26 protein-coding genes are annotated in these 25,711 nt (G+C 61.2%); 11 read left to right on the plus strand and 15 right to left on the minus strand.

Annotated elements, in window-relative coordinates; genetic code table 11:
- Positions 1-18: 18 nt before the first annotated feature.
- The 3 genes from B4F27_RS02250 to B4F27_RS02260 all read left to right on the plus strand — a co-directional run bounded on the left by B4F27_RS02250 (position 19) and on the right by B4F27_RS02260 (position 2,603).
- Complete coding sequence (locus tag B4F27_RS02250) at positions 19-597, plus strand: hypothetical protein (RefSeq protein ID WP_074636439.1); 579 nt, start codon at positions 19-21, stop codon at positions 595-597.
- Between the two features lie 186 nt (positions 598-783).
- The gene (locus B4F27_RS02255) at positions 784-1,401 is read left to right on the plus strand and encodes a ribonuclease HII (RefSeq protein ID WP_286758738.1); all 618 of its coding nucleotides are present in this window, start codon (positions 784-786) and stop codon (positions 1,399-1,401) included.
- A 101-nt stretch (positions 1,402-1,502) separates the two neighbouring features.
- A complete protein-coding gene (locus tag B4F27_RS02260; protein WP_005850409.1) occupies positions 1,503-2,603 on the plus strand; it encodes a site-specific DNA-methyltransferase in 1,101 nt (366 codons plus the stop codon).
- A 151-nt stretch (positions 2,604-2,754) separates the two neighbouring features.
- On the opposite strand, the gene B4F27_RS02265 is transcribed toward B4F27_RS02260, so the two are convergent.
- Positions 2,755-3,906, minus strand: coding sequence for an alkane 1-monooxygenase (locus B4F27_RS02265; protein WP_286758739.1), 1,152 nt, complete (start codon positions 3,904-3,906; stop codon positions 2,755-2,757).
- A 79-nt stretch (positions 3,907-3,985) separates the two neighbouring features.
- Positions 3,986-5,050: an A/G-specific adenine glycosylase gene (locus tag B4F27_RS02270; RefSeq protein ID WP_286758740.1), complete on the minus strand. Its 1,065-nt coding sequence runs from the start codon at positions 5,048-5,050 to the stop codon at positions 3,986-3,988.
- Positions 5,051-5,134: 84 nt separating this feature from the next.
- On the opposite strand from B4F27_RS02270, the gene B4F27_RS02275 reads away from it, so the two are divergent.
- From B4F27_RS02275 to B4F27_RS02285, 3 genes are read left to right on the plus strand one after another with little or no spacing between them, the layout of a single operon-like run.
- Positions 5,135-5,644: a DUF721 domain-containing protein gene (locus B4F27_RS02275; RefSeq protein ID WP_286758741.1), complete on the plus strand. Its 510-nt coding sequence runs from the start codon at positions 5,135-5,137 to the stop codon at positions 5,642-5,644.
- Positions 5,645-5,657: 13 nt separating this feature from the next.
- Positions 5,658-6,371 carry a DsbA family protein gene (locus tag B4F27_RS02280; protein WP_074636431.1) on the plus strand — a complete coding sequence of 238 codons (714 nt, stop codon included), beginning with the start codon at positions 5,658-5,660 and terminating at the stop codon, positions 6,369-6,371.
- Positions 6,371-7,483, plus strand: a complete 1,113-nt coding sequence (locus tag B4F27_RS02285; RefSeq protein ID WP_005850400.1) for a CaiB/BaiF CoA transferase family protein — start codon at positions 6,371-6,373, stop codon at positions 7,481-7,483. Before B4F27_RS02280 ends, B4F27_RS02285 begins: the two co-directional genes overlap by 1 nt.
- Positions 7,484-7,528: 45 nt before the next feature.
- On the opposite strand, the gene lpxK is transcribed toward B4F27_RS02285, so the two are convergent.
- From lpxK to B4F27_RS02315, 6 genes are all read right to left on the minus strand, one after another.
- Entirely contained in the window at positions 7,529-8,521 is a 993-nt protein-coding gene (gene lpxK / locus B4F27_RS02290) for a tetraacyldisaccharide 4'-kinase (RefSeq protein WP_286758742.1), read from the minus strand.
- Positions 8,518-9,747, minus strand: a complete 1,230-nt coding sequence (locus B4F27_RS02295) for a 3-deoxy-D-manno-octulosonic acid transferase (RefSeq protein WP_286758743.1) — start codon at positions 9,745-9,747, stop codon at positions 8,518-8,520. The genes lpxK and B4F27_RS02295 overlap by 4 nt, the downstream gene beginning before the upstream one ends.
- A 6-nt stretch (positions 9,748-9,753) precedes the next feature.
- The gene (locus tag B4F27_RS02300; RefSeq protein ID WP_286758744.1) at positions 9,754-9,996 is read right to left on the minus strand and encodes a DUF4170 domain-containing protein; all 243 of its coding nucleotides are present in this window, start codon (positions 9,994-9,996) and stop codon (positions 9,754-9,756) included.
- Positions 9,997-10,038: 42 nt separating this feature from the next.
- A complete protein-coding gene (locus B4F27_RS02305; RefSeq protein WP_286758745.1) occupies positions 10,039-10,833 on the minus strand; it encodes a 3'(2'),5'-bisphosphate nucleotidase CysQ in 795 nt (264 codons plus the stop codon).
- Entirely contained in the window at positions 10,820-12,166 is a 1,347-nt protein-coding gene (locus B4F27_RS02310) for a TldD/PmbA family protein (protein WP_286758746.1), read from the minus strand. Before B4F27_RS02310 ends, B4F27_RS02305 begins: the two co-directional genes overlap by 14 nt.
- A 95-nt stretch (positions 12,167-12,261) precedes the next feature.
- The gene (locus B4F27_RS02315) at positions 12,262-13,791 is read right to left on the minus strand and encodes a DUF2125 domain-containing protein (RefSeq protein WP_286758747.1); all 1,530 of its coding nucleotides are present in this window, start codon (positions 13,789-13,791) and stop codon (positions 12,262-12,264) included.
- A 233-nt stretch (positions 13,792-14,024) separates the two neighbouring features.
- Here B4F27_RS02315 and B4F27_RS02320 point away from each other — a divergent pair, with 233 nt between their 5' ends.
- The 3 genes from B4F27_RS02320 to B4F27_RS02330 all read left to right on the plus strand — a co-directional run bounded on the left by B4F27_RS02320 (position 14,025) and on the right by B4F27_RS02330 (position 16,806).
- On the plus strand, positions 14,025-14,774 hold the full coding sequence (locus B4F27_RS02320) for an SDR family oxidoreductase (protein ID WP_005850387.1): 750 nt from the start codon (positions 14,025-14,027) through the stop codon (positions 14,772-14,774).
- Entirely contained in the window at positions 14,771-15,406 is a 636-nt protein-coding gene (locus B4F27_RS02325; RefSeq protein ID WP_286758748.1) for an enoyl-CoA hydratase/isomerase family protein, read from the plus strand. Before B4F27_RS02320 ends, B4F27_RS02325 begins: the two co-directional genes overlap by 4 nt.
- A gap of 197 nt (positions 15,407-15,603) precedes the next feature.
- Positions 15,604-16,806, plus strand: a complete 1,203-nt coding sequence (locus tag B4F27_RS02330) for a TIGR03862 family flavoprotein (protein WP_286758749.1) — start codon at positions 15,604-15,606, stop codon at positions 16,804-16,806.
- Here B4F27_RS02330 and B4F27_RS02335 read toward each other — a convergent pair.
- The 5 genes from B4F27_RS02335 to B4F27_RS02355 form a co-directional block, all read right to left on the minus strand.
- Complete coding sequence (locus tag B4F27_RS02335; RefSeq protein ID WP_286758750.1) at positions 16,803-17,393, minus strand: glutathione S-transferase family protein; 591 nt, start codon at positions 17,391-17,393, stop codon at positions 16,803-16,805. The two genes, B4F27_RS02330 and B4F27_RS02335, sit on opposite strands and share 4 nt — an antisense overlap.
- A gap of 30 nt (positions 17,394-17,423) precedes the next feature.
- Positions 17,424-18,422, minus strand: coding sequence for a DNA polymerase III subunit delta (gene holA, locus B4F27_RS02340; protein ID WP_286758751.1), 999 nt, complete (start codon positions 18,420-18,422; stop codon positions 17,424-17,426).
- A complete protein-coding gene (gene lptE, locus B4F27_RS02345; protein WP_009825516.1) occupies positions 18,419-18,904 on the minus strand; it encodes an LPS assembly lipoprotein LptE in 486 nt (161 codons plus the stop codon). The genes holA and lptE overlap by 4 nt, the downstream gene beginning before the upstream one ends.
- Complete coding sequence (leuS, locus tag B4F27_RS02350) at positions 18,891-21,437, minus strand: leucine--tRNA ligase (RefSeq protein ID WP_286758752.1); 2,547 nt, start codon at positions 21,435-21,437, stop codon at positions 18,891-18,893. Before leuS ends, lptE begins: the two co-directional genes overlap by 14 nt.
- Before the next feature lie 85 nt (positions 21,438-21,522).
- On the minus strand, positions 21,523-22,020 hold the full coding sequence (locus B4F27_RS02355; RefSeq protein WP_005850370.1) for a DUF3576 domain-containing protein: 498 nt from the start codon (positions 22,018-22,020) through the stop codon (positions 21,523-21,525).
- 289 nt (positions 22,021-22,309) lie between these two features.
- Here B4F27_RS02355 and B4F27_RS02360 point away from each other — a divergent pair, with 289 nt between their 5' ends.
- On the plus strand, positions 22,310-23,281 hold the full coding sequence (locus tag B4F27_RS02360) for a porin (protein ID WP_286758753.1): 972 nt from the start codon (positions 22,310-22,312) through the stop codon (positions 23,279-23,281).
- 103 nt (positions 23,282-23,384) lie between these two features.
- On the plus strand, positions 23,385-24,038 hold the full coding sequence (locus B4F27_RS02365; RefSeq protein ID WP_286758754.1) for a YggS family pyridoxal phosphate-dependent enzyme: 654 nt from the start codon (positions 23,385-23,387) through the stop codon (positions 24,036-24,038).
- Here B4F27_RS02365 and B4F27_RS02370 read toward each other — a convergent pair.
- Complete coding sequence (locus B4F27_RS02370) at positions 24,035-24,526, minus strand: L,D-transpeptidase family protein (protein ID WP_286758755.1); 492 nt, start codon at positions 24,524-24,526, stop codon at positions 24,035-24,037. The genes B4F27_RS02365 and B4F27_RS02370 overlap by 4 nt on opposite strands.
- Positions 24,523-25,611, minus strand: a complete 1,089-nt coding sequence (ribA, locus tag B4F27_RS02375) for a GTP cyclohydrolase II (protein ID WP_064216083.1) — start codon at positions 25,609-25,611, stop codon at positions 24,523-24,525. Before ribA ends, B4F27_RS02370 begins: the two co-directional genes overlap by 4 nt.
- Positions 25,612-25,711 lie beyond the last annotated feature (100 nt).

Raw genomic sequence — 25,711 nt, forward strand, 5'->3', positions numbered from 1 at the left:
AACCGAAAGGATCAGACAATGCGCTTTACATTGCACCATAAATTCATCGCCTCGATTGCAGCCGCAGCCGTCGCTATCACCGCCTTTACTGCTGCACCCGCCGCCGCGGGCGACCGCAACAGGGATCTGGCAAAAATCGCGGTCGGTGTTTTGGGTGTGGCCATTGTCGGCAAGATCATTCACGACAAGAACAAGCGCGACGAGGAACGTGCACGGCAGGAAGTGTCAAAGCACCGCCATGCGCCAAACACTGTGTACCGCGCCCCACGCCCTCCACGGGCCGAGCGCGTGCCGGTCTACCGCGCGCCGCAATCGCGCCACCGGGTAGAGCCGCGTCCGCTGCCCAAGGGCTACAAGCGCAAGCAGCATCGCACCCATGCAAACGCCAAGCTGCTGCCCAAACAGTGTTTCCAGAGCTTCGACACGCGTCGCGGTCAGGTGCTGATGTTCGGCCGCCGCTGTCTTGAGAATAATTTCCGTCATGCCAACCGTCTGCCGCAGCAATGCGCGCAGCAGATCCGGACCCATCGGGGCACCCGCTATGGGTATGACGCCCGCTGCCTGCGTGGCGCGGGATACAGTTTGGCGCGCGGTTAATCTCAGCGTGCCAATACCGGGGGCATTTCGATGCTCTCGGGTGGGGAAGGGAGGGATGTTCGGGCATCCCTCCCTTTCTTATGTGCTGTGGATATCTTTTGCGATTGTGACATCGCAGTCTTCGCAAGGTCACAATTCGCGTGGGCGGGGCTTGAGCTTTGGCGCGGGTTGGGGTTTTCACGGGTTATGAAACCAGATTTTCAATTTGAACGGGCCGCCCATGCGCGCGGCTTTGAGCGGGTCGCCGGCGTGGACGAGGTGGGGCGCGGGCCCTTGGCGGGGCCGGTCACTGCCGCTGCCGTGGTGCTGGACCCGGATCGCATTCCCGAGGGGCTGAACGATTCAAAAAAGCTGAGCAAACCTGCGCGAGAACGCCTGTATGAAGAGCTTTTGCAGGTTGCAGATGTCAGCGTTGCCCATGCCTCGGTCGAAGAGATTGAAGAGCTCAACATCCTGAGGGCGAGCCACCTTGCCATGCTGCGCGCGCTGGAGGGGCTGAAGATCCCCGCCGACTATGCGTTGATCGACGGCAATATGATCCCGCGCGATCTGACCTTGCCTGCCGAAACCGTGATCAAGGGAGACGCTCGGTCGCAGTCGATTTCCGCGGCCTCAATTGCGGCCAAAATATGTCGAGATTGTGTCATGTTGTCCTTGGCGCAACAGCACCCCGGATATGGCTGGGAAACCAACATGGGATACGGGTCGAAAAAGCACATGGAGGCGTTGCAGAAAATTGGTGTGACCCCACACCATAGACGTTTGTTCAAACCCGTACACAACATGTTGTATCAAGATAAATAACTAACCACTTGATTCAAAAAAGAAATTGACCAGGAATCGTCTGTCGGGGCATCTTGTGGATAACCAAGAGCACACAATGTGCCGGGCAAGAGGCAGCTATTATGAAGACGATGACCAAGGGTGCGGCAGCACTCCCTTTAAACACGATCATTTCTGGCGACTGTATCGAAGCGATGAATGCGCTTCCGGCAGAGTCGGTGGACCTTATCTTTGCAGATCCCCCCTATAACCTGCAGTTGCGTGGCGACTTGCATCGTCCCGACAATTCAAAGGTGGATGCGGTCGATGATGCGTGGGACCAGTTTTCCAGCTTTGCCGTCTATGACAAGTTTACCCGCGAATGGCTGAAAGCCGCGCGGCGTCTTTTGAAACCCAATGGCGCGATCTGGGTTATTGGCAGCTATCACAATATTTTCCGCGTTGGTGCCGCATTGCAGGATGCGGGTTTCTGGATCTTGAACGACGTGGTGTGGCGCAAGTCGAACCCGATGCCGAACTTTCGCGGCAAGCGCTTTACCAATGCGCATGAAACCATGATCTGGGCCGGCAAGGACGAGAATTCCAAATACACCTTCAACTACGAAGCGTTGAAAGCGCTGAACGAAGGTATCCAGATGCGTAGTGATTGGGTGCTGCCGATCTGCACCGGTCACGAACGTCTGAAAGACGAGATGGGCGATAAAGCGCATCCGACGCAAAAGCCCGAAAGCCTGTTGCACCGTATCCTTGTGGGGTCCACCAACCCCGGTGATGTCGTGCTTGATCCGTTCTTTGGCACAGGCACCACAGGTGCCGTTGCCAAGATGCTGGGCCGCGACTTTATCGGGATCGAACGGGAAGAGGCGTATCGCAAGGTTGCCGAAAAGCGGATCAAATCCGTGCGCAAGTTCGATAAGGAAGCGTTGCAGACCACCACCTCGAAGCGCGCCGAGCCGCGCGTGCCGTTTGGCCAGCTGGTTGAACGTGGCATGCTGCGCCCGGGCGAAGAGCTTTATTCCCTGAACGGCCGGTATTCCGCCAAGGTTCGTGCCGATGGCACGCTTGTCGGGAACGAGGTCAAAGGATCGATCCACCAAGTCGGTGCGGCTTATGAGAAAGCGCCAAGCTGCAATGGTTGGACATATTGGTGCTACAAGAAAGACGGTAAACGCGTGCCGATCGATATCTTGCGCCAGCAGATCCGGGCAGAGATGGCCAACTAGGCCTCTCCCCACTTTCACACCCCATTTACGAACACCGCCGGTGTCCTTGCCGCCTCATGAGAAGGCGTGCCCATAAGGACACTCACCTTGGCCCCGCCTTTCATTGGCGGGGTCTTTTTCGTTTCAGGCGGTCAGGAAGGTTCAGCGATGTTCAGCGGGGATAGGGGGTCTTGCCTGCGTTATACTCGGCCCAGTCCGTGATCTCGGGGTAGTAGGTCCGGCGCCATTCCCGCACCCGTGGGTTCATCACACGCCGCCAGACCCAGGGCATCATCGCGGCCATTGTCATGACGGGGTAGCCATAGGGTAATTGCGGCGCCTCTGCGTCGCCATAGGTTTGCAGCACGGGAAACCGCCGGTCGGGTTTATAGTGGTGGTCGGAATGGCGTTGCAGATTGATCAGCAGCCAATTTGACGCCATATGCGCCGCGTTCCACGAATGGCGCGGCTGGACGTGTTCGTATTTGCCTTCACCCAGATGTTTGCGCGTCAGACCGTAGTGTTCGATGTAATTCACCAGCTCGAGCTGCCAGATCGCCACGCCCGCTTGCAGCAGGAACAGGCCCAGCCCGACCCAGCCGCCAAGGACCACGGCGAGGATCAGGCAGCCTGCTTGCAGCGCCCAGTATTTGAAAAACGGGTTGCTCAGGTCGGTCCAGGGTTTGCCCTTGCGTGCCAGCATCGCTTTTTCGGCCTGAAAGCTGGACACCAGCGATTGCCGCAGCACGCGCGGGTAAAAGCGGTGGAACCCTTCGTTATAGCGTGCGGTCACCGGATCGCGCGGGGTGGCGACATAGCGGTGGTGCACCAGCAGATGTTCAGACCGGAAGTGCGAATACAACACCATCGCCAGCAGCGCATCGGCCCAGAAGCGTTCGCGTCTATTGCGTTGGTGCATCAGCTCGTGGGCGTAGTTGATCCCGATGGTGCCCGTCATGACGCCGACGCCGAAGAAAACCGCGGCCTTCTCCCAGCCGGACAGATGCGCGGCCTGTGGCACGTACCATAGCAAGCCGAAGAGCGTGAGAAACTGCACCGGCATCCAGGCGGTTGTGATCATGCGATACCAGAACAGGTCGTGGTCTGATGCGTCCGGATCGGCGTTATCAAGGTTCAGCCCCGCGATCGCGTCGATGATCGAAAACAGATACCATGTGACCAGCGGCATCAGGATCACGGTCCAGCCGCCGACGGTGGCGGATATCCAGACCAGCGGGATCAGCGCAAAGGAAAGGGCAAAAGGCAGCGCACGCCGTAACTGCGACAGTTGGTCGGTGCTTATGTTTGTGGTGGGCGAGGTCATGCTGCACGGCCTTTTCGGGTTATCTGGCCCAAGGGGATCGGGCACAGCTTTGGCTGCGACAAACTATGCCGCGCCGCCGCTAACGTAGCAAGTCATAGGCTTTGCGCATCACCGTGGGCAGGTCCGAGGGGCGGAAATCATCCCGCACGACAAAGTGTCCGCGTGCTGGCACCGTGTCCTCCGGTAGGGGCGCGTGCATGACGGTCAGCATCAGGTGGAAATGCGTGAACGTGTGCCGCACCTCCCCCGCAAGGGGCTGCCAGTCGGCGGGGGCAGGCGGTGTGCCTGCGGGGCGCGGGCCGCCTGCCTCGATCCAGTCTGTGCCGGGCCAACCGAGCATACCGCCGAGCAACCCTTTGTCGGGGCGTGTCTCAAGCAGCCAGGCGCCATCCGCGCGCTGCCCCAGATAGACCGTGCCATGCCGGATCGGCTTCGGCTTCTTCGGGGTCTTCTTGGGCAGTTCGGCCGCCGTGCCATTGCGGCGGGCAAGGCAGGGATCGCGCCAAGGACAAATGCCGCAGGCGGGGGATTTGGGGGTGCAAATCGTGGCCCCCAGATCCATCACCGCTTGGGCGTAATCTCCGGGACGGGTGATTGGGGTCAGCGCCTCGGCACGTGCCATGAGCTCGGGCTTGGCGGCGGGCAGGGGGGTGTGGATGTTATAGAGCCGCGCCATCACCCGTTCGACATTGCCATCCAGCACGGTGAAGGGCAGATCAAACGCGATAGAGGATACGGCCGCAGCGGTATAAGGGCCAATCCCCGGCAGCTTGAGCAGGGCCGTGTGGTCGGCGGGGAACTGGCCGTCGTGATCGGCCACCACAGCGCGGGCGCATTTCAACAGGTTGCGAGCACGGGCATAATAGCCCAGTCCGGCCCACTCCCCCATCACATCCGCATCCGCTGCCGCCGCCAGATCAGCGACCGTAGGCCAGCGCGCGGTGAACCGTTGGAAATAGTCGCGGACGGTTGCGACGGTGGTTTGTTGCAGCATCACTTCGCTCAGCCAGATGCGGTAGGGATCGGGGCGCACGCCCTCCGCCCGTGCCGCTGGCGGCACGCGCCACGGCATCGCGCGCGCATGGACATCGTACCATTCCAGAAGGATCAGCGGGAGGTCGCCGGAGGGGTCGGTGTCACGCAATGTTTATAACCTTTTCGGTTGGGTATGGCTGGTGATACGAGGCAGGATTGCTATGTTGTGGCTAGTCATTCGGGAAAGATAGTCATGGCGCCACGGCGTACCAGTACAAAAGGGTTCAAAAGGACGGATAGCCTGCTTTCGGTCAAGATCCGTCAGGCGAGCGAGACTCGCGGCTTTGCCCAATCCCGTCTGTTGACCCAATGGGCCGAAATCGTCGGCCAGGACGTCGCGGCCATCTCGCGCCCTGTCGAGGTCAGCTATGGCCGGGGCGGTATGGGGGCAACGCTGACCTTGCTGACGACAGGGGCAAATGCGCCGATGCTGGAGATGCAGAAGGAACAGCTGCGCGCCAAGGTGAACGCCATCTACGGGTTCAACGCGATTGCGCGGGTGCGGGTGACCCAGACGGCTGCCACCGGCTTTGCCGAAGGCCAGGTCGCTTTTGCGCCGCAACCCAAGACCCATCCCGAACCGCCGAACGACCCCGTCTTGCAACAGCGTGCTGCCGAAACCGTCAGCCCTGTCGCGAACGAGGCCCTGCGCGATGCACTTGCACGTCTGGGCGAGAACATATTGAACAAGACCAAACGCTGAAAAAGGAAATCACATGAAACCGACATTCCCCATCCTTGCGGCTGTTGCCGTAGCTGCCGCAGGTGGCTGGTACGCTTTCAGCGGTACAAATGCCGTGAACAGCACACCGATCAACCCACTGGTCAGCGCGGCCAACGCGCAGACAACAAGCGCCGACAGCATGGACGCAGCGCAAGAAACCGCAGAGGCGACAGCCGAAACTGCAATTCAGGACATGACATTGGGCAACCCCGATTCAGCGGTCCAGATCATCGAATACGCATCCTACACCTGCCCGCACTGCGCCGCCTTCGACCAAGGCCCGTTCCAGCAGCTCAAGGCGGATTACATCGACAACGACAAAATCGGCTTCACCTACCGCGAGGTTTATTTTGACCGCTACGGCCTTTGGGCGTCGATGGTGTCGCGCTGCGGTGGCGAGGACAAGTTCTTTGGCATCACCGACATGATCTATGCTGGTCAGTCGGAATGGGTCCGCGCCGGAGAGCCTGCCGCGATCGTCGAAGAGCTGCGCAAAATCGGCCGTCTGGCCGGGCTCGACAACGCTGAACTGGACGCCTGCCTGCAAGACGGTGAAAAAGCACAGTCGCTGGTCGCATGGTGGGAAGAAAACCAGAAGGCGGATGACATCAACAGCACGCCAAGCTTCATCATCAACGGCAAGAAATACTCCAACATGCCCTATGCCGAGATGAAAGAGATCATCGACGCAGCGCTGGAAGAATAATGGCGGCCCCGCTGGCAGGGCTCAAGGTTATTGAGCTGGCACGTATTCTGGCAGGCCCTTGGGCCGGTCAGACGCTTTCGGATCTCGGCTGCGAGGTGATCAAGGTCGAAAGCCCGGCGGGCGACGACACCCGCCAGTGGGGGCCTCCGTTCATCGAGCGCGGGGAAGATAAATCCGCGTCGTATTTCCATTCGGCCAACCGGGGCAAAGCCTCGGTTGTTGTCGATCTGACCACCGATGAAGGTCAGGCCAAGATGAAAGAGCTTTTGGCCGATGCCGACATCCTGATCGAGAATTTCAAAACCGGCGGGCTTGCCAAATACGGGATGGATTACGCCAGCCTGTCCAAGCAGTTCCCCAAGCTGATCTACTGCTCGATCACCGGTTTCGGGCAAGACGGCCCCTATGCGCATCGCGCGGGCTATGATTTCATCATCCAAGGCATGTCCGGCCTGATGTCGATCACGGGTGAACCCGACCGTCAGCCGCAGAAACACGGCATGGCGATCACCGATATCTTTACCGGCGTCTATGCCACCACGGCCATTCTGGCAGCGGTACACCAGCGCAGCCAGACCGGTGTTGGCCAGCATATTGACATGGCATTGCTGGATTGCGCTGTTGCGGTGACGGGCAATCAGGCGATGAACTATCTGACCACGGGCAATGCGCCGACGCGGATGGGCAACGCACACCCGAACCTGACCCCCTACGAGGTGTTCACATCCTCTGACGGGCATCTGATCATCGCCACGGGCAATGACGGGCAGTTCCAACGGCTGTGCCGGATGCTGGGGCTGGATGATATGGCAACCTCGGCAGACTATGCCAAGAACGCCGACCGCGTCGCCAACCGGCCTGAGATGATCCGCCGTCTGAACGGGGCTACCAGCCAACGCACCCGCGACGATCTGCTCGCCGCCTGCGAGGCAGAGGGCGTGCCAGCCGGGCCGATCAACGACATGGCCGATATGTTCGAAGACCCCCAAGTCATCGCGCGCGGCATGAAGGTCGAGCTGGACGGGGTGCCGGGCATCCGGTCGCCGTTCAAATTCTCGGGCGCTGAACTGGCTTTGCATCGTGCCGCGCCAAAGCTGGGGCAGGACGACTAGCTTCGCCCCGACATGCTGCCGGAGCTTCGCTAGAAGCTCTGGCGGTTATGCCGGTTTCGGCAGTTGATCCAGCGCGGCAAACAGCGCGTTTTCAGGATCGAATTTCAGTCGCACAGGCAGGGTTATCACCTTCATTCTGAAAGACGCGGGCAGACGCACCGCGTCTTTTTCCGTTGTGACCAGCTGTGCGCCGCGCAGGGCGGCATCCGCCTCTAGCCGTCCCATCAGCGCAGGGTTCAGCGGCTGGTGATCCTCCAGCGCTTCGGCGTGGACAATCTCTGCCCCCAGATCGCGCAGGGTGGCAAAAAACTTCTCGGGGTGGCCGATGCCTGCGAAGGCCAGCGCGCGGGTGTCGGACCAATCCATCCCCGTTTGCAGGGGGGCGAGTTCGGCACGCACATGCGGCAGCCCGCCGGGCAAGGCGGTCGCGTCAAACTGCGCCTGATCTGCTGCGCCACCGATGGACAGCACGATATCCGCCCGCGCGAGACCCGTAGCAACGGGTTCGCGCAAGGGGCCCGCAGGGAGGCACAGCCCGTTGCCGAACCCCTTGGCCGCATCCACCACCACAATCGATAGGTCCTGATGCAGCGCGGGGTTCTGGAAGCCGTCGTCCATGACAATCACCGAGGCCCCCGCTTCCGCCGCGGCCTGCGCCCCCGCTGCGCGATCCTGCGCAACCCAGACATCGGCAAAGGCGGCCAGCAGCAGCGGTTCATCCCCCACCTGCGCGGCAGTGTGGCGCGACGGATCAACCTGCACCGGCCCCTTCAGCGTGCCGCCGTAACCGCGCGACACCACATGGGGCGTGTGATACCTGTCGCGCAGGTGTTCGACGACAGCCATGACCGTTGGCGTCTTGCCCGTGCCCCCGGCGTTGATGTTGCCGACGCAGACCACCGGAATATCCAGACGCAGCGGCGTGCCCGCCGCCAGCCTGCGGGCGGTAGCTCGGGCATAAAGCGCGCCCAGAGGTTGCAACAGGCGCGCGCGCCAATCGGGCGTGGGACGGTGCCAAAAGGCGGGGGCGCGTTTCATGATGTGGCCTCTTGCTGGTCAAGCGTTTCCTGCACAAGGTCGATCACCTTGTCGGTGACGGCCGCACCGCGGCTGATCACATCCCACCCCGCCTGCGCCATCGTCGCTGCCTGATCTGGCGCGATCAGCCGGTTCACGGCGGTGCCAAGCGCTGTGGCATCATTCACGATACGCGCGGCTCCTTCGGCAGCCAGCCGGGTATAAAGCGGCAGATACCGCCGGACTTTCGGCCCGTACAGCACAGCCGATCCCAGGGCCGCGGCCTCGAACGGATCACAGCCACCGCTGCCGTTGATCAGCGAGTTGCCCAGAAAGGACACAGGGGCCAGCCGGTAGAACAAGCCGATCTCTGCCGGATCGTCGGCGATCATCACCTGGGTCGAGGCGTCGGGATAGCCCGCGTCGCCCCATCGCAGCACCCGAAAGTTCTGATCCTCCATCCGCTGCGCGAAAACATCGGCCTGCTTGTGGTCGGCGGGCGCGAGGATCAGCAACAGCCGGTGTGACAGGCGGAGCCCTTGGCGGTGCGCGGTGAGCACGGTGTTCAACTCACCCTCGAGCACCTGATTGGCGAACCAGATCGGACGCCCCACGACCGCAGCCGACAGATCGGCCAGATCGGAATCCATACAAGGCAACACGCGGCCACCGGCCTGAAGGGCGGGGGTCAGCTCTATGTCCTTGCGGGCGAGCCCAAGCCGGACAAGCCGTTGCATCCCCGCCTCCGACCGCGTCATGATCGCCGAGAAATGCATCAGCAGATCGCGGGTCAGATCGCGCAGCCACCGGTCGCGTCGCCCGTCAAAGCCGTCGCTGTCGGCATCGATCAGGAACATCGGGCAGGCCTGTGTGGTCATCTCTGCAATCATATTCGGGTGCAGACGCCCCCATGCCCAGACACAGGCGTCGGGCTGCCAGTAATCGATAAACGTCTTGGCAAGCGTGGGGTGGTCCTCGGGCAGGGTATCGATCAGCACGTCGGCTTCGCTACACGGCGGCAGGTCGACCGGAACCAAGGCTTGGGGGACGGTGATCAGAACACTCAGCCCCGGACGGCTCCGGCACAGGCGAATGGCCAGATCCTGTATCGCGAACAAGCTGCCGGGTTCGGGGGCGTGGCACCAGACAAGTTCGCCTTCGGGGCGCTTGGCCACGGGGGTGAATGGCGGCACGCCCCCGCGACCGGTAAAGGCGCGATAGGCCGACAGCCCAAGCGACCGCGCCATAAGAGTTTACCCCAGCTCTTCGGTAGAGGAGGCCGCAGCCTCTTCGTCGCGCAGACGGTGCAGATGCGCGATAAAATACCGCATATGCGCATTATCGACCGTGCGCTGTGCCTCGTTTTTCCAGGCGTCATAGGCGCTGGCGTAGTTCGGAAAAATCCCGACGACATGGATGTCATCGACGTTTTTGAACGCGGTACCGGTGGGCGAAATCAGTTCGCCCCCAAAGACGAGGTGCAAGCGTTGGTTCATATCGCGGTCCTTTGTTTTCAAACAGATGGCCTTGGGGGCAATCTAAGGGGTGGCTTGGGTCTGGGCAAGGCCGCTTAGCAGCGCCCCATGGACGGCATCGCCCCCCGCGACGACACCGTTCAGGCGTGGATCGGGGTTGTTGAACCGCAGGGGTTGCCCTGTGCGGTCGGTGCATTGCCCGCCTGCTTCGGTGACAATCAGCGCCCCTGCGGCAATGTCCCATTCCCAGCTTTTGCGCAACGTGACCATGCCGTCAAAACGACCCTGCCCCACCAGCCCCAGCCGATAGGCCAGCGACGGACGGTGCGCGCGTTTGAAGCCGGGGTCGCCCTTGGTCCAATGCTGCATTTCCATCACCGGTTTCGTGGCCAGCACGGTCGCCTCGGGCAATGTGGCGATGTCGGAGACAGAGATGCTTTGCCCGTTCAGGGTCGCACCGGCCCCCGCCGCCGCGGCATAGAGCCGGTCGAGCATGGGCAGGAACACCACCGCCGCCGTGATCCTCCCGTCGCGCGCAATGGCAAGGGAATGGGACCAAGTATCTGACCCTTCGATAAAGCTGCGTGTGCCGTCAATCGGGTCGACGATGAACAGATCACGCTGCCCCAGCCGCCGTGTACCGTCGTCGCTTTCCTCGGACAGCCAGCCATATTCCGGGCGTGCCGCCGTCAGCGTCTGGTGCAGCATCGCGTTCACCGCAAGGTCAGCCTCGGTCACCGGACCGGCATCATCGGGCTTGTCCCAACGCTGCGCGGTCTTGCCAGTGAAAGAGGTCGCAATCTCGCCCGAGCGGCGTGCGGCCTCGATCAGAAGGGAGAGGTCATCAAGCGCCGGCAAGGGTCATTCCCGAGACAAGAAGCGACGGGACAACGCGGCTCAGATGCGCGCGCGCGTCATTGGCCGGTACAATCGATTGCAGCATATCACGCAGATTGCCCGCGATGGTACATTCGTTGATCGCGTGGGTGATCTCGCCGTTTTCGATCCACAGACCGGACGCCCCACGAGAGTAGTCGCCGGTATTGGGGTTGATGGTCGACCCGATCATCGACGTCACCAAAAGACCTGTGCCCATATCACGGATCAGGTCCGCGCGGGTGGCATTGCCCTGGGACAGCGCGATATTCCATGTGGCCGGACCGGGGTTCGATCCGGTGCCGCGTGCCGCGTTGCCGGTCGGGGTTAGCCCCAGCTTGCGCGCGGTTGCCAGATCAAGGGTCCAGCCCTGCAACATCCCGTCGTCCACTATGGTGCGGCGCGACGTGGGCAGCCCTTCGCCATCGAACGGGCGCGAACCTGCGACGCGGGGGCGAAACGGGTCTTCGATCAGGGACATGCCCTTTGGCAACACCTGTTCGCCCATAGCGTCGCGCAGCCACGAGGCACCGCGTGCAATCGCCGTGCCGCTGATCGCAGACAGAAGATGCCCGATCAACGCCGAGGAAATGCGTTCATCAAACAATACCGGATAGGCCCCCGTGGGCGGTTTGCGTGCACCCATGCGTTCAAGAACGCGCTCACCGGCTTTGGTCCCGATGTCTTCGGGGCTGCGCAGGTCGCTCTGGAAGATGCGGCTGTCGCCGTCATAGTCCCGCTCCATCCCTGTGCCGCTGCCAGCGATTGCAACGCAGGACAGCCCGCGGTCGGTACGGCGGTATCCGCCTTCGAAGCCGTTGCTGGCCGCCATAAATACCTGTTGCGCGCCATAGCCCGCACCCGCGGACTGCACCTGACTGACACCTTTGACGGCCAGCCCTGCGGCCTCGGCGCGGGCGGCGTCATCTTGCAGCGCTTCGGGCGAAGGCTCGGGCGCGGGGTCGTAAAGCTCAAGCGCCTCGACATCCCAATCGGTCGCCAACTGGTCGGGATCGGCAAGGCCGATGTAGGGGTCTTCGGGGGCCTCTTTCGCCATTGCCACCGCGCGGATCGCCATTTCCTCGATCGTGCGGTCCGATGTGTCAGAAGCAGAGACATTGGCCGAGCGTTGCCCGACAAAAACCCGCAGCCCGATATCGACGCCTTCGGCGCGTTCGGCCTGTTCCAGCACCCCGCCACGCACATCGACGTTCACCGACGTCCCGCGCACGGCCATCGCATCAGCACTATCCGCACCCGCTTGACGGGCGGCATGCAGCAACGACTTGGTCAGCGCCTCAATGGATTGCGACATGGGGGGATACTCCTTGAATGGGTGAAAGACTGCTAGCGCCCCTGCCGCAGCTGTGCAAGGGACGCCAGTCGCTGGAGGGCCGTGGCCGCGAAGGGTTACTTGATCCGCTGCCCATTGGCGAGGATTTGCCCGTCGCGGGTAAATTCGAGCTTGGATTTCAGCGTATCCTCCTCACCCTCGGCCGGGACGGCGAACATGCCCATCATCATACGCGCACCCATCGCCATCTGCGCAGGCAGTAAGCCCGAGGACACCAGCGTATCGATCAAGGTGTTCCCGCCCACCAGCTTGAGGTCAACAGCGCCCGTCGGCTTGAGCGCCGAGGGGTCATTCTCGTCATGCTCGAACGTGACCGCGCCATTACCGGTCAGCTTGGCCCCCAGTGCATCCACGATCAGCGCATTCAGATTTACGCTATCCAGCTGCGCAGGAACCTGTCCGGTCTCGGCCATTCTGGTCGCGGCCTCGGGGTCAAAGTAATCCATCAGCAGCCGCGCCTTGCCGGACACATCCAGCGACAGGTTGGCCGGATCGCGGGGCAGGGTGCCTTGCGGGTTGATCATGCCCCAGACCATATCCGACATGGTGAACCCTTCGAGGTTCAGCCCAAGGGCCACGTCCTGCGCATCGTCGGTCTTGAGCACCGGCGCGCTCAGGTTGAACGCCGCATTATCAAGGCCGAAGGACAGAAGGAAAGGAAACTGCTGCGGCTGCACTGACAGCGCCATGCCCTGACGCGAACCGGCATAGCTCATGCCGTCGGCGCTGGTTTCAACCGTCAAACGCCCCCCTTCAGAGGCGACAGCGGCAGACATATTACCGTTCTCGGGATCTTCGATGTCGACCGTCATGGTGCTGTTGCCGCTGGTGAACGTGCCCGCGCCGGTCATACCTGCCCGCAGCATCGCGGCCATATCACTGGCCTGCGCAATACCAAGTGGCAAGCGCCCGTCGCCGTCGAACGTCATATCCGTCGAGGTGCCGTTGATCGTCGCGATGGCGGGCTCTTTGGGGTCTTTGAAGCGCATGTCAAAAGTCATCGACGCAATGGACCCGTCCTGCGCATAGGCGCGCATATCGTCCAGAACCGATTTAGAGGCGTATTCGACGTTGTTCAGCACCACATTCAGCGCCGCGTTGTCGGGGCCGAAGGTCTCGTCTCCCACCGTCATCTGATCCAGCGTCAAGCCTAGAAGACCGGCAGCATAGGCGCTGCTTAGGTCGGTCGGGGTCCCGCTCACGCGCATGTCCTGGCCAGTCTGGTTCACGATAAGCGCTGCGCGCACGCGGTCTTCATCCGGGTCGGTCGGGGTGATTTCGAACACCAAGGGCATTGCGTCGGGCATGACCACCGACACGGTGCCATCGTCGTTTTGCACAAGGCTCAATTGTTCAAGCGACATCGAGATCTGGCCCAGATCAGGCTCGCTCGTCAGATCAAAGCGGACATTGCTCACCGCGAGCGTATCCCCGGATACCTTTTCGGTGGCCGTCAGCGCATAGCCCATGCTTTGCATATGGTCCTGCCAGTCACGCCACACATCCTGCGGCGTCACATCCGCCAAAGCGCTGGACGAGGTAAAAAGAACTGAGAGGGCGGCACTGCCGAAGAGAGGGCGGATCATGAAAAATTCCTTTGTCGCAAATCGCGGGCGGCTATCCGGTGACAGCGCGGTTGCGCTAAAGGTAAGCGCCCGACGCCACCTTACAAGGCAAAGCGACCCGCGCCAATCTGCGATGTTCCGCCCGCGGGGGCGCTTTTGATTGGCGCTGGCGGATGTTGTTGCTAACGATGTCACCAAACGCCGTGTACGGCAGGCCCCGTGCGGGGCTTATTGATGACAAAGGGAATTATACGATGGATATGACAGGTAAAACCGTGATGATCACCGGTGCCAGCCGCGGGATCGGGGCCGAAGCGGCACGGGTTTTTGCAGACGCAGGGGCGAATGTCGTGCTGATGGCGCGGTCTCAGGACGCGATTGCCGATCTGGCGGGCGAAATCGGCAAGCAAGCCATCGCGATCCCCTGCAACGTGGCGCGTTTCGGTGAGATGTCCTCGGCGGTGGAAACGGTGCTGGGGGCCTTTGGCGGCGTCGATGTGCTGATCAACAACGCCGGTGTGATCGAACCGATCTCGCATCTTTCCGCGTCGGACCCTGACGAATGGTCGCAGGTCATCGATATCAACCTCAAGGGCGTCTACAACGGCATGCGCGCTGTCTTGCCCGTGATGAAAGACGCAGGCGGCGGGTCGATCCTGACCATCAGCTCGGGTGCCGCGCATCACGCCATCGAAGCCTGGAGCCACTATTGCGCGTCCAAAGCGGCGGTGAACATGATGGGCCGCTCGATCCACCTGGAGGAAGCCGCGAACGGGATCCGCGCCATCGGCCTGTCGCCGGGCACGGTCGCAACCCAGATGCAGCGCGAGATCAAGGCAAGCGGCATCAACCCCGTCAGCGAACTGGCATGGGAAGATCACATCCCCGCCGATTGGCCCGCGCGGGCCCTGTTGTGGATGTGCAGCGCCGAGGCCGACACATACTGTGGCGAGGAAATCTCGCTGCGCGACGAGGGCATCCGCAAAGCGATTGGTCTGGTATGATCGATTTCGACCGCGAAGGCCCTGTCTGGGTCGCGACGATCAACCGGCCGGACAAGGCGAATTCTCTCACCCACGAGATGCTGGTCGCCCTGGCCGAGTTCATGGAGGACGCCCAAGCCGCCCGCGCGGTGATCCTGACGGGTACTGGCAAAGTGTTCAGTGCTGGTGCCGATCTGGACGAGGCGCGCGCGGGGCTCGCTATCTCTGACATATGGGAGAGGCTGTCGGGCGCGATTGCCGCGCTGCCGGGGCTGAGCATCTGCGCGCTGAACGGGACGCTGGCGGGGGGCGCTATGGGTATGGCGCTGGCCTGCGATCTGCGGATTTGCGTGCCCGGGGCCAGATTTTTCTATCCGGTGATGAAACTGGGGTTCTTGCCGCAACCCAGCGACCCCGCACGTATGGCAGCCTTGATCGGCCCTGCGCGCAGCAAGCTTATTCTGATGGGCGGGCAGAAGATCACCGCCGAAGAGGCACTAACGTTCGGCTTGGTCGATCGTATCGTGCCAGCCGAGGAGCTTATGCAAAGCGCACGCGATATCGTCGCCGATACCGTTGCCGCCACGCCCGAAATTGCCACTGGAATCAAAGCGATGTGCGCCCCGCCCGAAACCCCTACCGAGATGCCCTAGGTCAGGCGGTTAGATGAACGGGACAAAGGGCACGCCGCAGCTTGCGAGCAGTGTAAGGCCCGAGATGATTAAAATGATGCGCATATTCTGCCCTTTTATTGGAATAAGCACGATCGTCGTGCATTTGGATTAAGGTCAAGTTAATGGTGCCGCTGTAACTCACAGCTATATCCTTAACCCGAATGGAAGAGCACGTCATGACATCAGAAAATTCGCCCGCCCGCCGCGGGGTTGTCATCGGCGCGGGGCCTGCAGGGCTGATGGCAGCCGAAATGATGGCCGCGGCAGGCTTGGCTGTGACGGTCTGCGATCACAAACCATCCGTCGGGCGCAAGCTGTTGATGGCGGGTAAATCGGGTCTGAATATTACCAAGGCAGAAGAGCACGATAAATTCTTGAACGCATTTTCGATGGCAAAAGGGCCGCTTGAACCCATTCTTAACAGTTTCGATGCTACGTCGGTGCAGGAATGGGCCAAGGGATTGGGGCAAAGCCTGTTCACCGGCTCTACCGGGCGGGTTTTCCCGACCGTGATGAAGGCGTCGCCGCTGCTGCGCGCGTGGCTGGCGCGGCTCGCCGATGCAGGTGTTGCGGTGAACACCCGTTGGCGTTGGACCGGATGGGAAGACGGTGCGCCGGTGTTCGATACACCAGACGGCATGAAAAACTTGCCCGCTGATGTCACTGTGCTGGCCATGGGCGGGGCAAGCTGGTCGCGCTTGGGTTCCACCGGCGCATGGGCCTTACCGCTGCGCGACGCGGGCGTCGATATCGCGCCTTTTGCGCCTGCCAATGCAGGAATCGCGATGAACTGGTCGGCGCATATGGAAGCGCATTTCGGCGCGGCGCTGAAAGGGATCGGCTTGAAATCTGGCACCTACCGATCGCGGGGGGAGGCTGTGATTTCCGCCCGCGGCTTGGAAGGCGGCGGGATCTACACCGTGTCGCGCGGGCTGCGTGAAGGGCACCCGCTGATGCTAGACCTGCTGCCGGATCAATCCCGCGAGGCGCTGGTCGAAAAGCTGGCTAAGCCGCGTGGCAAGATGAGCGTGGCAAACTATCTGCGCAAAACGCTCAAACTGGATGTGGCCAAGATTGCGCTGCTTCAGGAAATGGCGCGCCCCTTGCCGGCGAACGCGACTGACTTGGCGAGGTTGCTGAAAGCGCTGCCGGTGAAACACGCAGGCCTGCGTCCGCTGGACGAGGCGATTTCAACCGCAGGCGGGGTGAAGTTCGACGCGCTGGATGATGGGTTGATGCTGCACGCCCGCCCCGGCGTTTTCGTTGCAGGCGAAATGCTGGATTGGGAGGCCCCTACGGGCGGGTATCTGATCTCGGCCTGCCTTGCGACAGGCCGATGGGCGGGCCAACACGCCGCTGCTTGGACGCAGCGGGATTAACCCTCGCGGGTGGCGGCGGTCTTGAACGCGGGGCGGTCACGCATGGACTTGGCCCAATGGCCCAGCTTGTCATCCACCCGCGCAAATCCCGCGCCGATGGACCAGTTGATGCAATGGGTCGCCAGCAAATCCGGTATGGTGACCTCATCGCCCATCAAAAAGGGCCCGTCCAACCTGTCTGATAGAATCGCGGCGGAGCGGGCGAATTCTGCTTTCAGGCTATCCTTGATCTCGGGGACGCGCTGTTCCTCGGGGAACACAAAACTGTGTTTCGCCGCAGCCCAAAGGATCGCATCCATTTCGTCGATCAGCCAGAAGGTTAGCGCATCCTGATGCGCACGGGCAGCGGTGCCAGCGGGGGCGGTCAGCGCGCCGTGCTTGTCCGCGAGATACTGCATGATCGCGACGGAATCGGTCAGCACGTCATCGCCGTCCACAAGTGCCGGAATTTTGCCGGATGGATTGTATTGCTTTGCCTCGTCCGAACGCGGCCCACAGGGGACGTGGTCATAGGGTTGGCCCAACTCCTCGAGCATCCACATGACCCGCATCGCCCGCGATTTGGTTGCCCCGATTACCTTATACATCAGCATTCCCTCCCAAGAATTAACCTGAATTTAGCGTTGTGCCCCCAGCATGGCCAGGCGGATAAAGGCGCGTTCGACCAGCGCCATCGTCGGCGCGTGTTGCCCTGCTGACCGAAGCGTCAGGTCGGTGTCTGTCAGCACGGTCAATGCGGTTTCCAGCTTGGCCGCGCCCCAGCTTTTGGCCTGACGCATGGCGCGATCACGGTCGCGTACGCCCCAGATCTGGCCGCCCGGATTGCTCGCGATGCGGTAAAGCGTGCGAAAATGCCGTGTCGCCATGATGATCAGCGTTACGGCGTTCACGCCTTGGGCCTGCAGCTTGGCCATCACGGGGCCGATGTCGCCCGCGCGCGCCTCTGCGACTACATGCAGGATGTCGTCGACCTCTGCCTCTGTCGAGGTGGGGGCGCAGTTGGCCACATCCTCTGCTGTGAGGGGGCCTGCGTCGCCGATCTTATAGAGCGTGATTTTATCAACCATTTGACGAAAATCGCCCGGATCAAGTACCCGCGCCAGTTCACTAAGCGCCCCCATCGCATCCGCCTCGGGGCTGAGCTTTGCTTCGGCAAGCACGCGTTCAATCTCTGCCCGGTCGGGCGGATTGTCGTAGATCGGGGTGGCGAAAGCGTTCTTGTGTGCCTCGAACGCCTTGAGCACCTTGGAGGTCTTTTTCAGATCCCCCGCCGACACGACGATCTGCGCGTCGCCCGGCTGCCAGTCGGTGAGTGCATCGGTCAGGATTTTGGCGATATTGTCGTTGGCGTCTTCCACAAAAGCCGCACGCGGCCCCGGAAAGAAACCCACGGCCTTGATCGCGTCCAGCAACATAGGCGCATCCCGCCGCAGGTCAGCGGCCTGAATGCGTGTCAGGCGCATTTCTTCTTCGGCATTGGGGCCCAGCAGGTTTTTCAGGAAACTCTGCCGTTTCAACGCGACGCGCATCGCATCGCCGCCATAGATCAGCAGCCCGGTCTTCGTCGGATCGGGCTTGGCGAAATAGGCATTCGCGTCGCGTGGGGGCAGCTTCATGGGGTCAGATCGGCCGCGTAAAGGCGGGTGACCAGCTGGTCGGCCAACATGACCATCAAGCGTTTTTGGGCATCACGTTCTGCCGCGAGCGTTGCAACAGTCGAGCCGGTCGCGGAATAGCCGGTAAAGTTTTCGACATTTCCTGACACCTCGATCTGACCACTGCTGAGGTTGCGCAGGGCGAAATCGACCTTGCCGACCAGATTATACCGTGTGGTGTTGTCTTCGCTGTCGATCGCCAACCCCTCTTCCGAGGTATCGACGGTCAGGGCCAAAGCATAACGCGGACTGGCGGCGCGGCCCAACCGCGTCTCGATCTCGCGCACGAGCGTGTAGGAATAGGCATCATTCGGCGCGTCGACCTGCACCGCGTTTTGCAGCGCCGTGCCAGTGCCGCCGGGGCCGTAAACGGGTTGAAACCCGCAGGCCGCCAGGACCAGCAGTGGCAATGCGATAAGAAAACGGCGGTTAAGCAACGACATTGACGATCCGTCCGGGCACAACGATGACCTTTTTAGGCGTGGCCCCATCAAGGGTACGAATGACAGCTTCGTGGCTCAGCGCGATCTTTTCAACCTCTTCCTTCGGCATATCGGCAGGTACCTGAATTTCCGCGCGGCGTTTGCCGTTAATCTGGATTGGCAAGGTCACCGTATCGTCGACCAGCATCGCTTCGTCTGCTTGCGGCCAGGTCGAGGTGGTGATCAGCCCGTCGCCGCCTTGCGCGGTCCAGATTTCCTCTGCCAGGTGGGGGGTCATCGGGGCCATCAACTGGGCGAGCGTCATGATCGCTTCGCGCTGTGCGGCTTTGCCCGCCTTGGATTTCTGCAACGTCGCGGTAAAGGCATAAAGCTTGGCAATCGCGGCGTTGAAGCCAAAGGATTCCACACCCATCGTGACATCGTGGATGGTCTTGTGCATCGCGCGCAGCAGATCGTCGTCGCCTGTGCCTGCGGCACTGTCGTCCATCTCGGCGATGCGGCTGCTGATGTTCCACACGCGGTTTAGGTGCTTATACGCCGCCTCTGCCCCGGATGCGGTCCATTCGACATCGCGTTCGGGGGGCGAATCGGACAGAACGAACCAGCGGGCGGTATCCGCCCCGTAGTTCGCGATGATCCCCAGCGGGTCGACCACGTTTTTCTTCGACTTCGACATCTTGGCCGAAGGGATGATTTCAACCTCTGTCCCATCGGCGAGTTTACCGTCGGTCACATCTTCGGGCAGGTGATAGACGGGGCGGTCATTTGCGTCGCGGGTCTGGTAAATCTCATGTGTTACCATGCCTTGCGTGAACAGCGCGTTAAACGGCTCAATCGCTTTTTCGGGCAGATGGCCGGTGATCTGCATCGCGCGGGCGAAGAAGCGCGAATACAGCAGGTGCAGGATCGCGTGTTCGATGCCACCGATATATTGGTCCACATTCATCCAGTATTCCGCATCCGCCATATTGGTCGGCGTGTCAGCACGTGGCGCGGTGAAGCGGGCGAAATACCAAGAGGAATCGACGAATGTGTCCATCGTATCGGTTTCGCGTTTCGCGGGCGCACCGCAAGACGGGCAGGCGCAGTCGCGCCATGTGGGGTGTCGGTCCAACGGATTGCCAGGCGTGTCAAAGCTGACGTCATAGGGCAGCTCGATCGGCAGGTTCTCTTTCTTTTCGGGCACCACGCCGCAGGTGTCGCAATGCACGACCGGGATCGGGCAGCCCCAGTAGCGTTGCCGGGACAGGCCCCAATCGCGCAGGCGGTATTTGGTCACGCCTTGGCCCACGCCCTGCGCTTCGCAGGCGTCGATGGCCGCAATGATCGCCTCTTCGCCGGTTTGCCATTTCTCGCCGGCAAAGCCGCCATTGTAATACACTTTTTCGGATTTCGCCGGCACGAAGGGCGCAGCGAGCTTTGGGTCCGCGTCCTCGGACGGCAAGAAGGTCGACGTGATCGGCAGCCCGTATTTGGTGGCGAATTCAAAGTCTCGTGCATCATGGGCGGGGCAGCCAAAGATCGCCCCCGTGCCGTAGTCCATGAGGATGAAGTTCGCGATATAGATGGGCAGTTCCCACGCGGTATCGAAGGGGTGGCGCACACGCAGGCCGGTATCCATCCCCAGCTTTTCGGCAGTCTCGATCGCTTCTTCGGTTGTGCCGCCCTTGCGACATTCGGCACAGAAGGCCGCAACCTCGGGGCTGTCTTTCTCGAGCAGTTTGGCCAGCGGGTGATCGGGTGAAATGCCGACAAAGCTTGCGCCAAGCAGGGTGTCGGGGCGCGTGGTGTAGACTTCGATCCGGTCGAAACCTTCTGGCGCGTCGATGGTCGAGAACGCGAATTGCAGCCCGCGCGATTTGCCGATCCAGTTCGCCTGCATCAGCTTGACCTTCGCGGGCCAATTATCAAGCGTGTCCAATGCATCAAGCAGCTCTTCCGAGTGGTCGGAGATTTTGAAGAACCATTGCGTCAGCTCGCGACGTTCCACCAGCGCGCCGGAACGCCAGCCGCGCCCTGCCTCGACCTGTTCGTTGGCCAGAACGGTCATATCGACCGGATCCCAGTTCACGATGGCGTTCTTGCGATAGACCAGCCCTTCCGACAGGAAATCGAGGAACAGCGCCTGCTGCTGGCCGTAATATTCGGGGTCGCAGGTGGCGAATTCGCGCGACCAGTCGATCGACAACCCCAGCGGTTTCATCTGGTCGCGCATGTCGGCGATGTTGCCATAGGTCCAGTCTTTGGGGTGACCGCCAATCGCCATCGCGGCATTTTCAGCGGGCATCCCGAAGGCATCCCAGCCCATCGGGTGCAGCACGTTATGCCCCGTCGCGATCTTGTAGCGCGCGATCACGTCGCCCATCGTATAGTTCCGCACGTGCCCCATGTGGATGCGCCCCGACGGATAGGGAAACATCTCGAGCACGTAATACTTCGGCTTGTCGGCGTTGCGTACCGCTTGGAACACATCGTTTTTTTCCCAGGCGGCTTGCCAGCGGGCTTCGATTTCGGCGGGGGAGTAGGAGGGCATCTTGGCGGACCTTATCAACGAAAAACGCCGGGCGAGCGACTAGCGCGTGGCCCGGCGTGATAATGGGGAATAGACGGGTGCGGGCTTAGAATTTGGCGTCGGCAATGCGCATTTCACGCGCACGGCTCAGGATCGCGTCTTCGACCGCGCGAGAGGTTGCTTTGCTGACCGTGCGGCCGCCACGGGTTTGCAGCGCGATGTTCAACGACCGTGCATCAAGCGCGGGATCATCAATCAGGACCGTCGCGCGGTAGGACTGGCTGCCCCCCGGGGGGGTGCCATAGCCGGTCACGATCACGCCGGTATAGGGGTCGATGGATTGCACGGGCAGAAAGTTGAGAACTTCGAGCGACGCGGACCACAGGTATTTGTTGACCGACACGCTGGTGTCATTGTCTTTGCGGTTGAAGATCGCCCAAATGGTGTTGTCTGGGTTCGTCTCGACATAGTTGGGGTTCGTCGGAGACAGCCCGAGGTTCGGGTCGTTGTCGTTGGGCGGGCCGAAGTTCAGGCCACCGCATGCGCCAAGCGCTGAGACCACCACGAGGGCTAGTGTAGATTTGAATACCGAACTGCGCACCATCTCGACCGTCCTTTGCCTGTTTGGGCACAGGTCTATCCAAGCGGGGTTCGGTGGGCAAGCGCAATGTCAGTGTATACTAGAGTACAGGGCACCTGTGCCTCTGCGTTCTTGGCCCGTCCGTGCATTCTGCGGGTGTGCGCAACTGTGACATAGCTGCATCACAGTTTTTTCCAATGATGCCAAGGCTTCCGCGATCCTTGCCAAAACTAGGGCAAACGCTGAAAACACCTCTCATACCTTTACCGGATTCCCCGGTATGGGCATATGAATTCAAACCGAGGGATAACTCATGAAAAAAGTTCTCTTCGCTACAACAGCTCTGGTTGCGACCGCTGGCGTTGCAGCTGCAGACGTTACATTCGGCGGCTATGGCCGTTTTGGTGTTCTTTACCAAGAAAACGCATCGGGTAACGATGAAACCAACGTAACAAGCCGTTTCCGTCTGCAGATCGACGCGACTGCTGAGTCCGACATGGGCGTTACATTCGGTGCACGTGCACGTATCCAGCAGAACAACAGTGACGAAAACGTCTCCGTAACAAAAGGTGCAGACGGCATCTTCGGTACAGCTGACGACGGTCTGACTACAGCTGGCCCGGCCGGCACAGGCATCAACGGCGTTCGCTTCTTCGCGCGCACCGGTGGCTTCGAAGTTGGTGTTGGTAACATCTACGGCGCTCTGGAATCCATGCCTGGCATGTACGAAATCGACCTGGGTCTGACCGGTCTGTCGTATGAGTACACAGCATACAACTTCCGCGGCGACGCGTACTCCTCCGGTGGTAACGGCGCGGCCGGTTCCAACGGTGTTGAAGCTCTGTACTCCATGGGCGACCTGAAAGTACACATCTCTGCTTCCGACACAAATGACCGTGTTGCAGGCTACGTTGCGTACACATTCAACGGCTTCACATTCGCAGCTGCTGCTCAGGACTCCAACGCTGCAGGCGATACCGACTACGCTCTGTCCGTGGTTGGTAACGTTGGCCCAGCCAAAGTTTCCTTGGCTTATGCTGACAACGGGGAAGACACCGGTGCAGGCACAGTCAACGGCGACCACTACGCCCTGACCGCGTCCTTCGACATCGGCGCAGCGACTAACCTCGACGTTTACGTTGCAGACGCTGACTACTTCGCTGAAACTTCCTACGGTATCGGCGCTCACCACGATCTGGGCGGCGGCGTCTCCCTGCGTGGCGGTATCATCAGCCGCGGCAACGACACAATCCGTGCCGACATGGGTGTTCGTTTTACTTTCTAAGTTGAACGATACAGTCTAAAAGAGGGGCAGGCCGTTGGTCTGCCCCTTTTCTTTTGCGCCAAGCTGTTGTTCTGTGCGCCCTCAACAACAAGGGCCGACTGACATGAGCTTGCACGACATCACATCCCGCATCGCCAAAGCCGAAACCGACGCAGGCCGCGCGCCGGGCAGCGTTGAGCTGATCGCCGTGAGCAAGGTGCAGCCGGACGCGCGCGTTGCGGCGGTGCTGCCGGAAGGTCACCGCTGTTTCGGCGAGAACCGCGTGCAGGAGGCCGAAGGCAAATGGCCCGCTTTCCGGCAGGAGTTTGACGGCGTAAAGCTGCATCTGATCGGCCCGCTGCAAAGCAATAAGGCACGTAGCGCGTTCGAATTATTCGACGTCATCCATACGCTAGATCGCCCCAAACTGGCGCAAACCTTTGCGCGGCTGGCGCAGGAATTGGGGCGCTGTCCTGATATGTTCGTGCAGGTTAACACCGGCGAAGAGGATCAGAAGGCCGGTGTTCTTCCAGCGGATGCCGATGATTTTATCGAGGAATGTCTGTCGCTTGATCTGCCCGTGCGCGGGCTGATGTGCATCCCGCCGGTCGATGAAGAAGCGGCGCTGCATTTCGCGCTGCTGGCCAAGATTGCGGCGCGCAACGGGGTGCGGGATCTGTCGATGGGGATGAGCAGCGATTTTGAAAAGGCTATCGCGCTTGGGGCGACCCATGTGCGCGTCGGCTCCGCCATCTTCGGGGAACGTACCGCAGGCTAGACGATCAACCTGCTGTGGCGGGTCAGCCGCACGGCGATCTGGTGCAGATGCGCGCGTGTAAAGGCGACGCAGCCTTCGGTGGGATACGCCGGACGGCGCTGCTGGTGGATAAAGATCGCCGACCCACGCCCTGCAACGGCATCGGGCCAGTTCCAATCGGTCAAGATCACCAGATCGTATAGGGGGTCGGCACGGCGCAGAACCTCGTGGCTGTGCGGGTAGGGGGCCTGCACAAGGCTGTTGTAGTCGTCCTGCGTCCCATCATCAGACCAAAGATCACGCGGGCCGATCGGCATCGCCCATGGCACAGGGGCGGGAATACGGTCGGGACGGTAGAGCATACCGACAATGCGATGAATGCCCGCGGGCGTCGCCTTGTCGCCCTCGCGTTTATTGCGGGTGATACCGGTTTTGCCGATGGTGCAGGGGTAAAGCTGCCCCTGAAACCGGACGCCCCGCGGCGTGAGGACCAGATCGTCGGGTGTCACAGAAGGTGCCCGGATTTGGCGGCTTTTGTGGCAAGGTAGGCGTGGTTGTGGCTGTTCTCGCCGACCTTGAGAGGGACGCGCTCTGCGACTTTGACGCCGCTTGCCTCCATCATCTCGACCTTGCGGGGGTTGTTGGTCAACAGGCGCACCGACGAAAACCCCATTGATGTCAGGATGTCCGACCCCAATCGAAAATCCCGTTCATCGTCTTCAAAGCCCAGACGGTGGTTCGCCTCGACCGTGTCAAAGCCTTGATCCTGAAGGGAATAGGCGCGCATCTTGTTGGTCAGCCCGATGCCGCGCCCCTCTTGGTTGAGGTACAGCAACACGCCGTGCCCTTCCTTGCCCATCTGGGTCAGCGCGGCATGCAGCTGCGGCCCGCAGTCGCATTTCAGACTGCCCATGATATCGCCGGTAAAGCAGGCCGAATGCAGCCGCGCGAGCACGGGTTTGCTGCGGTCGGGTCGGCCGATTTCGATGGCGTAGTGTTCCTCCCCGCCGTCGTCGGGGCGGAAGATATGCAGACGTCCGGCCTCTGACACCTCCATCGGGAGACGCGCATTGACCACCGGATGCAAGGGGCTGCGCGCGGCAAGGATCGGTTGTGCCGCGCTCAGGTTAATCATCGTCAGGCCGTTTTGCTGGGCGAACTGACCTGCATCCGCAAGGTCGAGTATCACAGCAGCGGGCAGCAGGCGCGCTGACTTGATCAGATCAATCGCCAGGCCGTGTGGCGTCGCATCGCCCCCACGTGCGCAGGCCAGCGGACCTTTCAGGGGGCTACGTAGATCGTCCGCCGGATCCGCGATGGATTTCACCCATCGCAACGTGGCGTCCCGGGGCAGGAGGACACGCGCAAAGCTGCCATCGTAGGCGCGCGCTTTCAGGGTTTCGGCGCGCCGGGCGCTGATCACCAACACCGGTTCGCCGCCCATGGCCAGCAGGCCGGTCAGCCGCGCGGGCGTCAGCGTTTCGGCAGCCATAACCAGAACCGGCCGCGATCCCGCCAGTACAATGGGAACGCCCAAACGCAGGTCCGCACGGGCGCGTGCCAGTTGCTCGGTTATATCGGGCCCAAAAACCATGATTTGAAATCTTTCATGTTATGTTGTCACATTTCTTACTGCAGAAACCGGCGGATTGAAACATTGCGCGACAATTTCGCACGGTCGTGTGAACAAACAC

It is taken from the genome of Sulfitobacter sp. UBA1132, from assembly GCF_002311545.1.
Taxonomy (GTDB): Bacteria; Pseudomonadota; Alphaproteobacteria; order Rhodobacterales; family Rhodobacteraceae; genus Sulfitobacter; species Sulfitobacter pontiacus.